General features: G+C 71.6%; 11 protein-coding genes. 10 read left to right on the forward strand and 1 reads right to left on the reverse strand.

The genetic code is table 11. The annotated features are described in order from the left end of the window. The first annotated feature begins 305 nt into the window (after positions 1 to 305). Entirely contained in the window at positions 306 to 3,296 is a 2,991-nt protein-coding gene (locus IE140_RS27065) for a glycoside hydrolase family 84 protein (protein WP_150193381.1), read from the forward strand. 74 nt (positions 3,297 to 3,370) lie between these two features. Here IE140_RS27065 and IE140_RS27070 read toward each other — a convergent pair whose 3' ends face one another. Then, a complete protein-coding gene (locus IE140_RS27070; RefSeq protein ID WP_006124472.1) occupies positions 3,371 to 3,907 on the reverse strand; it encodes an HNH endonuclease in 537 nt (178 codons plus the stop codon). 314 nt (positions 3,908 to 4,221) lie between these two features. On the opposite strand from IE140_RS27070, the gene IE140_RS27075 reads away from it, so the two are divergent. The 9 genes from IE140_RS27075 (at position 4,222) to IE140_RS27115 (ending at position 14,994) form a co-directional block, all read left to right on the forward strand. Then, a complete protein-coding gene (locus IE140_RS27075) occupies positions 4,222 to 5,283 on the forward strand; it encodes a mechanosensitive ion channel family protein (RefSeq protein WP_093438201.1) in 1,062 nt (353 codons plus the stop codon). Positions 5,284 to 5,527: 244 nt separating this feature from the next. After that, positions 5,528 to 6,760, forward strand: coding sequence for an ROK family transcriptional regulator (locus IE140_RS27080; protein WP_032762151.1), 1,233 nt, complete (start codon positions 5,528 to 5,530; stop codon positions 6,758 to 6,760). 68 nt (positions 6,761 to 6,828) lie between these two features. Next, positions 6,829 to 8,160 (forward strand): ABC transporter substrate-binding protein, encoded by a 1,332-nt coding sequence (locus tag IE140_RS27085; RefSeq protein WP_150193382.1) that lies wholly within the window; start codon positions 6,829 to 6,831, stop codon positions 8,158 to 8,160. A 7-nt stretch (positions 8,161 to 8,167) separates the two neighbouring features. After that, positions 8,168 to 9,109 carry a carbohydrate ABC transporter permease gene (locus tag IE140_RS27090; protein ID WP_093438206.1) on the forward strand — a complete coding sequence of 314 codons (942 nt, stop codon included), beginning with the start codon at positions 8,168 to 8,170 and terminating at the stop codon, positions 9,107 to 9,109. A 3-nt stretch (positions 9,110 to 9,112) separates the two neighbouring features. Continuing rightward, positions 9,113 to 10,024 carry a carbohydrate ABC transporter permease gene (locus IE140_RS27095; protein WP_150193383.1) on the forward strand — a complete coding sequence of 304 codons (912 nt, stop codon included), beginning with the start codon at positions 9,113 to 9,115 and terminating at the stop codon, positions 10,022 to 10,024. A 1-nt stretch (position 10,025) separates the two neighbouring features. Then, on the forward strand, positions 10,026 to 11,291 hold the full coding sequence (locus IE140_RS27100) for a 6-phospho-beta-glucosidase (RefSeq protein ID WP_150193384.1): 1,266 nt from the start codon (positions 10,026 to 10,028) through the stop codon (positions 11,289 to 11,291). Continuing rightward, positions 11,282 to 12,256 (forward strand): N-acetylglucosamine kinase, encoded by a 975-nt coding sequence (locus IE140_RS27105; RefSeq protein ID WP_093438213.1) that lies wholly within the window; start codon positions 11,282 to 11,284, stop codon positions 12,254 to 12,256. The genes IE140_RS27100 and IE140_RS27105 overlap by 10 nt, the downstream gene beginning before the upstream one ends. Positions 12,257 to 12,562: 306 nt before the next feature. Continuing rightward, positions 12,563 to 13,948 (forward strand): GlnX family signal transduction membrane protein, encoded by a 1,386-nt coding sequence (locus IE140_RS27110; RefSeq protein ID WP_150193385.1) that lies wholly within the window; start codon positions 12,563 to 12,565, stop codon positions 13,946 to 13,948. Between the two features lie 11 nt (positions 13,949 to 13,959). Next, positions 13,960 to 14,994, forward strand: a complete 1,035-nt coding sequence (locus IE140_RS27115; RefSeq protein ID WP_150193386.1) for a glutamate ABC transporter substrate-binding protein — start codon at positions 13,960 to 13,962, stop codon at positions 14,992 to 14,994. Positions 14,995 to 15,014: the final 20 nt, after the last annotated feature.

The raw sequence follows: 15,014 nt of genomic DNA on the forward strand, positions 1-15,014 counted from the left end.
TGGCCTCCTGGCCGTGGAGAACAGGACACAGCAGACCTACCCAGGCCTCGCCCCGGCAGACGTGGACGTGATGCAGGCGTTATGACAACGAGCACAACGTGCCCTGGGTCACATTCCGTTCCCCCGTACGGCAGGTATGAGCCGTTTTCAGCCACTCCCGTCCGTCACACCAGCCCCACAGGGCCCGAGGTGTCACGATTTCCGGCAATTCCGGCAGAACGGCCAAGCGCATTGACACCCTTGCGCCCGGGTGGTGGGCTCGGAGCCCGCCAGCGGCAGTGGGTACGTACGGAAGGGGACGCGACGTGCGGATCGGGCGCAGAAGGCAGGCGACGGCCGTGGCCGCCGCAGTGATCGGCGGACTCCTCGGTTCCGTCTCCGTCGCTCCGTCGGCGGTGGCCGCCCCCGCCGATCCCGGCCGGCCCGTCACCGACACCGCCGACCGTGCCGACAGCGCGCGGACGCCGTCCGTATGGCCCCGCCCGCAGAGCATGAGGACCACCGGGCCCGCCGTGGAACTCGGTTCCGAGGCCACACTCGTCGCCGCGCCGGACGCCGATCCGTACGCCGTCGAACAGACGCGCTCGCTGCTGCGCTCGGCGGGCGTCCGGACCCTGCACGAGAGCCTGCCCGGCCGTGGCCCCGTGATCCGGCTCGGCGGCACGGGCGCCGGCGAGGCGCTGCGGGCGCTGCGCGCCCCCGACCGGGCCGATCTGCCGTCGGGCGGCTACCGGCTCGCGGTCGGCGAGGCCGCCGGGCGGGCCACCGTCGCACTGGAAGGGCTCGGCGGGGACGGCCTGTTCCACGCCGTCCAGACCCTGCGTCAGCTGGTCGCCGGCGGATCGGTGGCCGGGGTGACCGTCCGGGACTGGCCGGGAACCGCCGTACGCGGCATGGCCGAGGGGTTCTACGGACAGCCGTGGACCCGCGACGAGCGGCTCGCCCAGATCTCCTTCATGGGCCGCACCAAGCAGAACCGCTATCTCTACGCGGCGGGCGACGACCCCTACCGGCTGGCGCGCTGGCGCGAGCCCTACCCCGCGGACCAGCGGGCCGACTTCCGGGCGCTGGCCGAGCGGGCGCGCGCCGAGCACGTCACGCTCGGCTGGGCGCTCTCCCCCGGCCAGGCGATGTGCATGGCGTCCGACCAGGACGTCAGGGCGCTGACCAAGAAGGTCGACGCGATGTGGGCGCTGGGCATCCGGGTCTTCCAGCTCCAGTTCCAGGACGTCAGCTACAGCGAGTGGCACTGCGATCTGGACTCCGAGACCTTCGGCAGCGGCCCGAAGGCGGCGGCCCGCGCCCAGGCCCGGGTGGCGGGCGCCCTCGACCGGCATCTGGCGGAGCGGTACCCGGACGCGGCCCCGCTCTCCGTGCTGCCGACGGAGTTCTACCAGGACGGGGCCACCGACTACCGCACCGCGCTGGCGGCCGAGCTGGACGACCGGGTGCAGGTGGCCTGGACGGGTGTCGGGGTGGTCCCGAAGAAGATCACCGGGGGTGAACTGGCCGGGGCCCGTGCCGCGTTCCGCCACCCGCTCGTGACGATGGACAACTACCCGGTCAACGACTACGCCCAGGACCGCATCTTCCTCGGCCCGTACACCGGCCGGGATCCGGCGGTGGCGAGCGGTTCGGCGGCGCTGCTGGCCAACGCCATGGAGCAGCCGTCCGCCTCCCGGATCCCGCTGTTCACCGCCGCCGATTTCGCGTGGAACCCGAAGGGGTACGACCCCGCCGCGTCCTGGCGGGCGGCGATCGACGATCTGGCGGGCGGGGACGCGTCCGCCCGGGACGCGCTGCTGGCCCTGGCCGGGAACAGCGCGGGCTCGGTGCTCGGCGCGGAGGAGTCCGCCTACCTCCAGCCCCTGTTCGACGCCTTCTGGAGCACCCGCGCCGACGCCTCCCGCCGCGACCGGGCGGCGGACACGCTGCGGGCGGCGTTCTCCGTGATGCGGCAGGCCCCGGAGCGGCTGAAGACCCCCGCGGAGGGCCGGCTCACCGACGAGGTGCGCCCCTGGACCGAGCAGCTGGCCCGCTACGGCCGGGCCGGTGAGCTGGCGGTGGACCTGCTCCAGGCCCAGGCCGCCGGGGACGGGGCCGCCGCCTGGCGCATCCAGCTGGCCCTGGAGCCGCTGCGCGAGGAGATCGGGGCGGGCCGGGCCACGGTCGGCAAGGGGGTGCTGGACCCGTTCCTGGACAAGGCGGCGAAGGTGGCCGCCGGGTGGAACGGCACCGACCGCGCCTCGGGCCGGGTCACCAAGGACGCCGACGGTTATACGGTCCGGCTGGACGCGCCCCGCCCGGTGGAGGCCGTCACGGCGCTCGCCGAACCCGGGCACGCCCTCGCCGACGCGGTCGTGGAGGCCCATGTGCCCGGCGAGGGGTGGCGGCCCCTCGGGCGGCTCTCGCCGAGCGGCTTCACCCAGACCGCCGCGAAGGGGCTGCGCGCCGACGCCGTACGGGTCACCGTGCCGGAGGCCGCCCGGAGCGCCCGGCCGCCGTATCTCAGCCCGACGCTGCCCGCCGCACCCGCTGTCGTGGCGGGGACCCCGCAGGTGCGGGCCCTGGTGCCGTGGTTCGGCGACGAGCCCGCGGCCACGCTCGACCTGAAGCACGGCGAGACCGACGCGGAGATCGGCGGCGAACCCCAGCGGGTCGCGGCGCGGCTGGCGGGCCGGCGTCCGGTCGAGGTCAAGGGCAAGCTCACCGCGAAGGCCCCGAAGGGCATCGAGGTGCGGGTCCCGAAGCAGACGACCGTGCCACGCGGATCGCGTACGGAGGTGCCCGTCGACATCACCGTCCCGAAGGACACCCCGGCGGGCGAGTACGAGGTGCCGCTGACCTTCGGCGGCCAGGAGTCCACGCTGACCGTGCGGGCCTTCCCGCGTACGGGCGGCCCGGATCTGGCGCGTACGGCCAAGGCCTCCTCGTCCGGCGACGAGACCCCGGACTTCCCCGCGTCGGCGGCCACCGACGGCGATCCGGAGACCCGGTGGTCCTCGCCGGTGGAGGACGGCGCCTGGTGGCAGACCGAGCTGGAGAAGCCGGTGCGGCTGGGCCAGGTGGTGCTGAGCTGGCAGGACGCGTACGCCTCCCGCTACCGCGTACAGGTCTCCGCCGACGGCCGCGTCTGGCGCACCGCCGCGACCGTGACGGAGGGCCGGGGCGGGCGCGAATCGGTCCGGATGGACGCGAAGGACACCCGGTTCGTCCGGGTGCAGGGCGACCGCCGGGCCACGGAGTACGGCTACTCGCTCTGGTCGGTGGAGGCGTACGCGGTCGCGGACGACTGAGCCGTACGGGAAAGACCGGGACTGAGCCGTACGGGGGAGCCGACCGGACGACCGGGGACGACGAAGGCCCGGTCTCAGGCGGACACGCCGTCGATCCGGGCCATCACGTCGTCCGCGCCGAACGGTTGCAAATACGGCAGCCAGCGCGGATCGCGGTGCCCGGTACCGATGATCCGCCAGGCCAGGCCGGTCGGCGGGGCGGGCTGATGGCGCAGCCGCCAGCCGAGCTCGGGCAGATGGCGGTCGGCCTTGACGTGGTTGCAGCGGCGGCAGGCCGCCACCACGTTGTCCCAGGCGTGCTGTCCGCCGCGGCTGCGCGGAATGACGTGGTCGACGCTGGTCGCGGCCGCCCCGCAGTACATGCAGCGCCCGCCGTCCCGGGCGAACAGCGCCCGCCGGGTGAGCGGGACGGGGCCCCGGTAGGGCACCCGGACGAAGCGCTTGAGCCGGACCACACTGGGTGCGGGCACGGCACGGGTGGCACTGTGCAGAAAGGCGCCGGACTCCTCAAGACAGATGGCCTTGTTCTCGAGGACGAGGACGAGCGCGCGGCGGAGCGGTACGACGCCGAGCGGCTCGTACGACGCGTTGAGAACCAGGACGTGCGGCACGGTGGATGCCTCCTTGTACGCCGGCGGCGCGTGGCTCGCGCCGGGACGATCCGATCTCAGTCTCTCCTCATGCCTGGTCAAAGCGCCACCACGTACGGGTAACGGGCCGGGAGGATTTTTCTCACCCCGGGCCCCACGCGCCGTTCCGCGGCGGCGAACAGGTGCCTCACCAGGGCGGCCGTCCGCGCTGTGCGATCGGCCACAGCACGGGTGTTCCCGGTGAGACCCGTCTCTCCTCCCGCGACGGCAAGGATCCACTCCCCCGGCTTCGTTAGTGTTATTGACCAGCCGTCGTCCCCCTGGAGGTCCTCGTCGTGTCCCTGTCCGCCCTCTTGGCCGCAGCCCCGTCTCCCGAGCCGGTCGGCTCGCTGGGCGAAGCCGCCGAACAGGCCGGGAACGCCGCGGGCTGGGTCGAGGAGAACTGGTCCACCTGGCTGAGCACCGGGTTGCGCATCCTGCTGATCGTCGCCGTGGCGATCACGCTGCGTTATCTGATCCGACGTGCCCTGACCAACCTGATAGACCGGATGAACCGCAGCGCCCAGGCCGTGGAGGGCACGGCGCTCGGCGGGCTGCTGGTGAACGCGGAGCGCAGACGCCAGCGCTCGGAGGCGATCGGCTCGGTGCTGCGCTCGGTGGCCTCGTTCCTGATCATGGGCACGGCCGCCCTGATGATCCTGGGCGCCTTCAAGATCAACCTGGCGCCACTTCTGGCCTCGGCCGGTGTCGCGGGTGTGGCGCTCGGCTTCGGCGCCCGCAACCTGGTCACGGACTTCCTCTCCGGCGTCTTCATGATCCTGGAGGACCAGTACGGGGTCGGCGACTCGATCGATGCGGGCGTGGCCTCCGGCGAGGTCATCGAGGTGGGGCTGCGCGTCACCAAGCTGCGCGGCGAGAACGGCGCGATCTGGTACGTCCGCAACGGCGAGGTGAAGCGGATCGGCAACCTCAGCCAGGGCTGGTCCACGGCCGGGGTCGATGTCACGGTGCGCCCGACCGAGGACCTGGAGCAGGTCCGCAAGGCGATCACCGCTGCGGCCGAGAGCATGACCAAGCAAGAGCCCTGGTCGGAGCAGCTGTGGGGTCCGGTCGAGGTGCTCGGCCTGGACGAGGTGCTGCTGGACTCGATGACGGTGCGGGTGACCGCGAAGACGATGCCGGGCAAGTCGGTCGGCGTGGAGCGGGAGCTGCGCTGGCGCATCAAGCAGGCGCTGGACGACGCGGGCATCCGGATGGTCGGCACCCTGCCGCTCCAGCCGGACGGCGAGGGCGCCGATCCGACGGCGGGGATGGCCGCCCCTTCCGCCTACGCCTCGGCCGTCTCCCCTCAGTCGCTGGCGGCGACCCCGATACCTCCGGCGAACCTGAACAAGTAGCCCCCTCCTCGACGCCCCCGGCCACCCCCTGGACCCCAGGACGGCGGCCGGGGGTGTCGTCGTGTCAGGTAACGCTTTGATTGCCGGACGGGTGGCACCCATTGACGCCCCGGTGACCAGCGCCCTACCGTCCTCCCAAGCGAATAGGAAACTTTCCTAACAGAGTCGCGGCGGACCTCACGGGAGAACGTCGCGGACGGACGTCACGGGACGTGAGTCCCTGACAGAGGGCGGTGCATCCACGATGGCGGGAACCACTCCGGGCCCACCCGGCGCGTCCGGCACTCCAGGCACCCCGCGCGTCCTGCGGGCCATGAACGACCGGGCCGCCCTCGATCTGCTGCTGGAGCACGGGCCGCTCTCCCGGACCCGGATCGGCAAGCTGACCGGGCTCTCCAAGCCCACCGCCTCCCAGCTGCTGGCCCGACTGGAGGCGGCGGGGCTCGTCGTCGCCACCGGCACCAGCGAGGGGCGCCCCGGGCCCAGCGCGCAGCTCTACACGGTGAACCCGCGCGCCGCCCATGTCGCCGGGCTCGACGTGAACGGGCAGCGCATCGTCGCCGCCGTCGCGGACGTGACCGGGGCGACCGTCGGGCAGTTCGAGCTGGCCACTCCGGGGCGGCGCGCCGACAGCGTGGTGCGGCAGGTCGCCGACGCGCTGGACGGGGCGGTGAAGGAGGCGGGGCTGACCCGCGCGGACGTCCACCGGATCGTCATCGGCACCCCGGGCGCGTTCGACCCGGGCACCGGGCGGCTGCGGTACGCCTCGCACCTGCCCGGCTGGCACTCCCCCACCCTGCTGGACGAGCTGGCCGCGTTCCTGCCGATGCCGGTGGAGTACGAGAACGACGTCAACCTCGTCGCCGTCGCCGAGCAGCGCCTCGGCGCGGCCCGCGGCCACGAGGACTTCGTGCTGCTGTGGAACGAGGAGGGCCTCGGCGCCGCCCTCGTCATCAACGGCCGGCTGCACCGCGGCTTCACCGGCGGCGCGGGCGAGGTCGGCTTCCTGCCGGTGCCCGGCACCCCCCTGGTCCGCCAGGTCGTCAAGGCCAACAGCGGCGGCTTCCAGGAGCTGGCGGGCGCCCAGGCGGTGCCCCGGCTCGCGAAGGCGCTGGGCATCGACACCCCGCAGCAGCCGTACGCGAAGGTCGCCGCCGAACTGCTGGCGCGGGCGGCCGACGCGTACGAGGAGGACGAGGCGCTCACCGAGCTGCTGCGCCAGTACGCCCAGCGGCTCGCCACCGGCCTCGCCTCCGTCACCGCCGTCCTGGACCCCGGGCTGATCGTGCTCTCCGGCAGGGCGGTCGCGGCGGGCGGCGAGATCCTGCGCTCCCTGATCCAGTCCGAGCTGGCCGAGCTGGCCGCCTCCCGGCCGCGTCTCGTCGTCGGCGAGATCGACCGCACCCCCGTCCTGCGCGGCGCCCTGGAGAGGGCGCTCGCCGACACCCGCGACGAAGTGTTCGACACCTCGCGCTGAGCCCGTCCCCTTCTTCCCGTTCGTGCCGTCTGCTTTCTTCCCCGTCCTTGGTCCCTGGGAGTTTCGTCATGCGCACCAACCGTCTCACCAGCACCGCTGTCGCCGTCGCCGCGATATCGGTGCTCGCCACCGCGTGTACCGGCCAGTCCGAGGCCGGCGCCTCCGACGACCCGGACGCGAAGACCACGATCAACTTCTGGCACGGCTGGAGCGCGCCCGCCGAGGTGAAGGCGGTCCAGGACAACATCGACCGGTTCGAGAAGGCCCACCCGAACATCACGGTGAAGGTCTCCGGCAACATCAACGACGACAAGCTCAACCAGGCGCTGCGCGCGGGCGGTTCGGACGGGCCGGACGTGGTCTCGTCCTTCACCACGGCCAACGTCGGCAAGTTCTGCTCGTCGGGCGCCTTCACCGATCTGAAGCCGTTCATCGAGAAGTCGAAGCTGGACCTGGAGAAGACCTTCCCGAAGGTCCTCCTGGACTACACCCAGTTCGAGGGCAAGCGCTGCGCCCTGCCGCTGCTCACGGACGCCTACGGCCTCTACTACAACAAGGACGCGTTCAAGAAGGCCGGGATCACCGCGCCGCCGAAGACGATGTCCGAACTGGCCGACGCGGCGAGGAAGCTGACGGTCGAGAAGGGCGACAGCTACCAGCAGCTCGGGTTCATGCCGAACTTCCACGGCTACGAGACCGTCGTCAGCCACTACATGCCCTCGTGGAACCACGCCTACTTCGACGAGAACGGCAAGTCCAACATCGCCAAGGACCCGGCGTTCGCCAAGATGTTCACGTACCAGAAGAAGCTGGTGGACAGCCTCGGCGGCTACACCAAGCTGGAGAAGTACCGGGGCACCTTCGGTGACGAGTGGGGCGCCAAGCACCCGTTCCACACCGGCCAGGTGGCCATGCAGCTGGACGGCGAGTGGCGGCTCGGGATGGCCGAGGACGCCGGGGCCGACTTCGAGATCGGGGTCGCGCCGATGCCCGTCGCGGACGACGAGGCGGACAGCTACGGCAAGGGCTACCTCTCCGGCACCATCGTGGGCATCGCCCCGGCCAGCAAGAAGCAGAGCGCCGCCTGGGAGCTGGTCAAGTTCATGACCACCGACACCGAGGCGGTCGTCAACTTCTCCAACGGCATCCGGAACGTGCCCTCCACCCTGGAGGCGCTGAAGTCGCCCGACCTGAAGTTCGACCCGCGCTTCAAGACCTTCCTGGACATCGCCCGGCACCCGGAGTCCAGCACCTCCGACGGGGCCGTCAACGGGGCCACGTACCAGCTGACCCTCCAGGACTTCGGCTACCAGTACGAGAAGGGTGCGGTGAAGGACCTCCAGGCGGGTCTGGAGAAGACCGCGCGGCAGATCGACACCGACATCGCCAAGGCCAAGTAGCCCGACGATGACGACGCACACCCTCCGCTCCAAGCGCCGCCGGTCGGCGCTGCGGAACGCGGCCTTCATGTCGCCGTGGCTGATCGGGTTCTCTATCTTCTTCGCCTACCCGATGGTCTCGACGGTCTACTTCTCGTTCACGGACTACGACGGGTTCGGGGCACCGGTCTTCAACGGGCTGACGAACTGGACGTACGTCTTCCAGGACTATCCGATGTTCTGGCCGTCGCTGTGGAACACGCTCTGGCTGGTGCTCGTCGTGGTCACCTGCCGGGTCGTGTTCGGCCTCGGGATCGGGCTGCTGATCACGAAGATCAAGACGGGGACGGGGGTCTTCCGGACCCTGTTCTACCTGCCCTATCTGGCCCCGCCGGTCGCCGCGACGCTCGCCTTCGTCTTCCTCCTCAACCCCGGCACCGGGCCGGTCAACGCGATCCTCGGGGACTTCGGGCTGCCGACACCGGGCTGGTTCAACGACGCCTCCTGGTCCAAGCCGGCGCTCACCATGCTCGCGGTGTGGGGCATCGGGGACCTGATGGTCATCTTCATGGCCTCCCTGCTGGACGTGCCGACCGAGCAGTACGAGGCGGCCGAGCTGGACGGCGCGTCCGCCTGGCAGAAGTTCCGCTTCGTGACCCTGCCGAACATCTCGCCCATCGTGCTGTTCGCGGTGGTGACGGGCGTCATCCAGGCGATGCAGTACTACACACAGCCGCTGGTCGCCGGAAAGGTCGCCTCCGGGGTCATCGGCGGCTCCGGCCAGTCCTTCGAACCCGGCTATCCCGACAAGTCGACACTGACGCTTCCACAGCTCGTCTACAACCTGGGCTTCCAGCGCTTCGACTACGGCGCCGCCTGTGTCGTCGCCCTCGTGCTGTTCGCCCTGGCCATGGCCTTCACGGCGCTGCTGATGCGGGGCCGCAACAACCTGATCTCGGCGGGTGACTGAGCCATGACCGACCTTCTCGACCCTGTCCGCAAAGCCACTGCCGCACCCCCGGAGCGCCCCGTGCGGACGGCCGCCGCCCGCACAGCCCGCCGCAAGGCGCTGCTGCACTGGATCGCCGTGCACTCCCTCGGGATCGCCGCCGCGCTCTTCTTCGTGCTGCCGTTCGTCTTCGTGGTGCTGACGTCGCTGATGAGCGACCAGCAGGCGCTGACCCGGGACCTCACCCCGAACACCTGGGAGTGGGGCAACTACGAACGGGTCTTCAACACCCCGGGCTTTCTGACCTGGTGGCGCAACACCCTGCTGTACGCGGGCCTCGGCACCGTCCTCACCGTGGTGTCGTCGATCCCGGTGGCGTACGCGCTGGCGAAGTTCCGCTTCCGGGGCCGCAAGCTGTCGCTGATGCTCGTCATCTCGATGATGATGCTGCCGCCGCAGGTCGTCATCATCCCGATGTACCTGTTCTGGGCGAAGCAGATGGACCTGTCCGGCACGTTGTGGCCGCTGATCATCCCGATGGCCTTCGGCGACGCGTTCTCCATCTTCCTGCTGCGGCAGTTCCTGCTGACCATCCCGAACGAGTACCTGGACGCCGCGAAGGTCGACGGCTGCGGTGAGTTCCGTACGCTGATGAAGGTCGTCCTGCCGATGGCCAGGCCGGGGATAGCGGCCGTCGCCCTCTTCCAGTTCTTCGCCGCCTGGAACGACTACTTCGGACCACAGATCTACGCCTCGGAGAACCCGGCCGCCTGGACGCTCAGTTACGGCCTCGAATCCTTCAAGGGCGCACACCACACCGACTGGAACCTGACCATGGCCGCGACCGTTCTGGTCATGGCCCCCGTGATCGCCGTCTTCTTCTTCGCCCAGAAGGCATTCGTCGAGGGCGTCACACTGACCGGAGTAAAGGGCTGACATGAAGCTCGCAGTAGTGGGTGGCGGGTCCACCTACACCCCTGAACTGATCGACGGATTCGCCCGGCTGCGGGACACGCTGCCGATCGAGGAGCTGGTGCTCGTCGATCCGGCGGCCGACCGCCTGGAGCTGGTCTCCGGCCTGGCCCGGCGGATCTTCGCCAAGCAGGACCACGCGGGAAGGATCACGACGACCACCGACCTCGACGCGGGCGTCGCCGACGCCGACGCGGTCCTGCTCCAGCTGCGCGTCGGCGGGCAGGCCGCGCGCAACCAGGACGAGACCTGGCCGCTGGAGTGCGGCTGCGTCGGCCAGGAGACCACCGGCGCCGGCGGCCTCGCCAAGGCGCTGCGCACCGTGCCGGTCGTCCTGGACATCGCCGAGCGGGTCCGCCGCACCAATCCGGACGCCTGGATCATCGACTTCACCAACCCGGTCGGCATCGTCACCCGCGCCCTCCTCCAGGCCGGGCACAAGGCGGTCGGTCTGTGCAACGTGGCGATCGGCTTCCAGCGGAAGTTCGCCCGGCTGCTGGAGGTGGAGCCGGGCCAGGTGCACCTCGACCACGTCGGGCTCAACCACCTGAGCTGGGAGCTGGGGGTGCGCCTCGGCGGCCCGGACGGTGAGAACGTCCTGCCGAAGCTGCTCGCGGAGCACGGCGACGCCATCGCGGACGATCTCCGCATGCCGCGGAAGCTGGTGGACCGGCTCGGCGTCGTCCCCTCCTACTACCTGCGCTACTTCTACGCCCACGACGAGGTGGTGAAGGAGCTGGGCACCAAGCCGTCGCGGGCCGCCGAGGTCGCGGCGATGGAGAAGGAACTGCTGGAGATGTACGGCGACCCGGCGCTCGACGAGAAGCCCGAGCTGCTCGCCAAGCGCGGCGGCGCGTTCTACTCCGAGGCGGCCGTGGACCTGGCGGCCTCGCTGCTGGGCGACGGCGGCTCCCCGGTCCAGGTGGTCAACACGTACAACAACGGGACCCTGCCGTTCCTCGCGGACGACGCGGTGATCGAGGTGCAGGCCCGGGTCGGCCGCGACGGCGCCACGCCGCTGGCCGTCCCGGCACTGGACCCGCTGTACGCCGGTCTCATCGCCAACGTCACGGCGTACGAGGACCTCGCCCTGGAAGCGGCGGTGCGCGGGGGCCGGGACCGGGTCTTCAAGGCGCTGCTGGCCCACCCGCTGATCGGCCAGTTCGACTACGCCGAGGGCCTCACCGACCGGCTGATCGCCCACAACCGGGAGCACCTGGCGTGGGCGTGAACGTGTCGGTCGTCGCCATCGACGCGGGCAACAGCAAGACCGATGTGGCACTGATCGGCGAGGACGGCACGGTGCTGGCCACGGCGCGCGGCGGCGGATTCCAGCCGCCGGCGATCGGGGTGGACGCCGCGATCGACGTGCTGGCAGGGGTGCTGGAACGGGCGGTCGCGGAGCTGCCGGCTCCGCCCGTCCTCTCCGGCCATGTCTCCGCCTGTCTGGCCAACGCCGATCTGCCGGTCGAGGAGGCCGAGTTGGCCGCCGCGCTGGAGTCCCGCGGGTGGGGCTCCTCGGTGGAGGTGCGCAACGACACCTTCGCGATCCTGCGCGCCGGGGTGGACGAGCCCCGGGGCGTCGCGGTGGTGTGCGGGGCGGGCATCAACTGCGTGGGCATGACCCCGGACGGGCGGACCGCCCGCTTCCCCGCGATCGGGCGCATCTCCGGTGACTGGGGCGGCGGTTCGGGGCTCGCGGAGGAAGCGCTGTGGTTCGCCGCGCGCGCCGAGGACGGGCGCGGCGAGGCTTCGGAGCTGGCCCGCGCGCTGCCACGCCATTTCGGGCTCGACTCGATGTACGGCCTGATCGAGGCGCTGCACCGGGGCGCGATCCCGCTGGGGCGGCGGCACGAGCTGACGCCGGTGCTGTTCGCCACGGCGGAGGCCGGGGACCCGGTGGCGGCCGCGCTGGTGAAGCGGCAGGCGCACGAGGTGGTGGCGATGGCCTCGGTCGCGCTGGACCGCCTCGATCTGCTGGAGGAGGAGGTTCCGGTGCTGCTGGGCGGCAGTGTGCTGGCCGCGCGCCACCCGCAGCTCAACGACCGGATCGCCGCGCTGCTGGCCGCCCGCGCCCCGAAGGCCGAGGTGCGCGTCGTGTCCGAGCCGCCGGTGCTGGGCGCGGCGCTGCTGGGCCTGGACCGGACGGGCGCGGGTCCGGAGGCCCACCGGAGGCTGCGCGCGCGGTACGCCTGAGGGTTCCGGGTCCGGTACGCCGCTCGTCGGGGAAACGTCCCTTCACGCACACCGCGTGGGGGGACGCTTCTCGTGCGTTCCTCGTACGTTCCTCGTACGGGTGAACGGCCGGCGTACGAGGGGCGCGAGGGAACCGATCGGGCTTCTGGAACGTGTACCTGATGGGAAGTCCGTTCGCTTATGGGGATGTATCAGGGCACGTTGTGCTGCTTGCCTTGATCGGCCGCGTCCGCCCTGATCGAATGCGGGGACTGATGACGGGGACAGGACGGGGACCCAACTGTCAGTGACCGAGGGGGAGGTCGAGTGACACACCCGCCGAGCGGCGGCCCGCAGACGCTGCTGACGCCGGACCCGGCGTCCGGGCACGTCGGCGTGGACGCACAGCGCACCACGTGGACCGCGCAGGCGCGGCGCCTGCGTGCCGTGGCGACGACCGAGCCCGGCCGGCTCCAGATCATCGGGGCCGTCCTGGCCCTGCTGGTCATCGCGTTCGGCGCGGTGACCACGCTGGAGACATCGCAGCGGGCCTCCTCGGCCGACGACGTGGTCAGCCGCAGCCAGCCGCTCAGCGCCGACGCGGCGGACATCTACCGCTTCCTGGCGGACGCCGACACGACGGCGGCCAGTGGGTTCCTCGCTGGGGCGCAGGAGCCCGAAGCGGTGCAGGAGCGGTATCGGAAGGACATCGAGGAGGCGGCACGGCTGCTGGTGAAGGCGTCGGGGTCCACCGACTCCGCCAGTGCGTCCAGCCGTGAGATAGCCACCCTCAACAAGCTGCTCCCGGTCTACACGGGTCTGATCGAGCGTGCCCGCGCCAACAACCGCCAGGGCCTGCCGCTCGGCGGCGCCTATCTCCGCTACGCGAACCAGAAGATGACCGGTGAGATGCTCCCCGCCGCCGAGCGGCTGTACGGGGCGGAGACGGGCCGGCTGGAGAGCGACTCCGCCGACGCGCGGCAGTGGCCGCTGTGGTCGGTCGGCGCCGGGATCGTCGTGCTCGGCGCGCTGGGGTGGATGCAGCGGCGCACCTACCGCCGGACGAACCGGGTGCTGAACCCCGGGCTCCTGGCGGCGACGGCCGCCGCCTCGGTGGTGGTGCTCTGGCTGGCCGTGGGGCACACGGTGGCCCGCGCGGAGCTGCGGTCGGCGATGGTGCACGGGCAGGAGTCGCTGGATGTGCTGGGCGACGCCCGGATCAACTCCCTGAAGGCCCGCGCCAACGAGAACCTCACCCTGGTGGCGCGGGGCGCGGTGCTGACGCCCGACGGCTCCGCCGACCAGTACGAGGCGGACTACAGCTCGGGGATGGCTGCGCTGAAGGCTCAGCTGAAGAAGGCCGGGCGGCTCGCGGACGACGCCGGCGGGAGCGCGCCGGTGGCCGAAGCGGCGGACGGTGTGTCGCAGTGGCAGGTGCGGCACCGTGAGGCCCGGGCCACGGACGACCGGGGCGACTACGACGGCGCGCTGGAGCAGATCATCGGGACGGAGAAGTCCACCGGGCAGTCCTTCCAGCAGGTGGACGCCGCGCTGGAGAAGGCGCTCGCCCATGAGCAGGGCGAGTTCACCTCGGCGGCGAAGGACGGGCGCGGGGCCCTGCGGGGTCTGCCGACCGGGGCCGCGGCCCTGGCGGTGCTGGGGGCGGTCGCCGTGATCGTCGGGGTCAACCGCAGGCTCTCGGAGTACCGGTGAGAGGGGCAGCGATGAGCAGGTCGAAGGACCGGCCCGGGCGCGGCCGTCTGCGCGGCTGGGGCGGGGTGACGGGGATGGCGGTGGCGTGCGCGGTCACCGCGGCGGTCACCCTGCTGCCGCTGGCCCACCACAGCGTCGGGCCGGCCGGGGCGGGCACGTCGGGCGGGGTGGCGACGGCCGACCGGGCACGGGCCGAGGCGTGCACCGAGCCGGAGGCGAGCCTGCCCGCGTCCGGAGACGACGGGCCGAACATCGACAGGATCAAGGAACGCGGCAAGCTGATCGCGGGCGTCGACCAGAACAGCTTCCGCTGGGGCTACCGCAATCCGGAGAGCGGTGACCTGGAGGGGTTCGACATCGATCTGGTGCGGGCCATCGCCGACGACCTCCTGGGCGACCCCGACGCGGTGATCTTCCGGGCCATCCCCACCAACCAGCGCATCGCCGCCCTGGAGAACGACCGGGTCGACGTCGTCGTGCGGACGATGACGATCAACTGCAAGCGGCTGGAGCAGGTGTCCTTCTCCACCGCCTACTTCCGGGCGGGGCAGCAGGTGCTCGCGCCCAAGGAGTCGCCGATCACCGGTTACGACTCCTCGCTGAAGGGCAAGCGGGTCTGCTCGGCCGAGGGCTCCACGGCGTACGAGGCGCTGGAGGAGAAGTCCTTCGGGGCGCTCTACAAGGACGATTTCGACGGTACCGAGCGCGACCCGGACCTGCTGACCGTGCCCAACCAGCTGGACTGCCTGGTGCGGCTCCAGCTCGGTGAGGTCGACGCGGTCGTCACGGACAACGCCCTGGCGGCCGGGCAGGCGGCGCAGGACCCGGCGGTGGAGCTCAAGGGAAAGGACCCGTTCACCACGGAGTACTACGGCGTCGCCACGAAGAAGGGCTCCGACGATCTGGTGGCCCGGGTCAACAAGGTCCTCGTCGACTACCGGGCGGGCGGCAAGGACAGCGCCTGGATGCGGTCCTACGAGAAGTGGCTGGCGACCGGCCTGCCCGGGATCACCGCACCGCCCGCCCCCAAGTACCGCACCGACTGACCCCGTGACCCCCCGCGGCG

Origin of the sequence: Streptomyces parvus, from assembly GCF_014648875.1 — a bacterium.
Taxonomy (GTDB): Bacteria; Actinomycetota; Actinomycetes; order Streptomycetales; family Streptomycetaceae; genus Streptomyces; species Streptomyces parvus.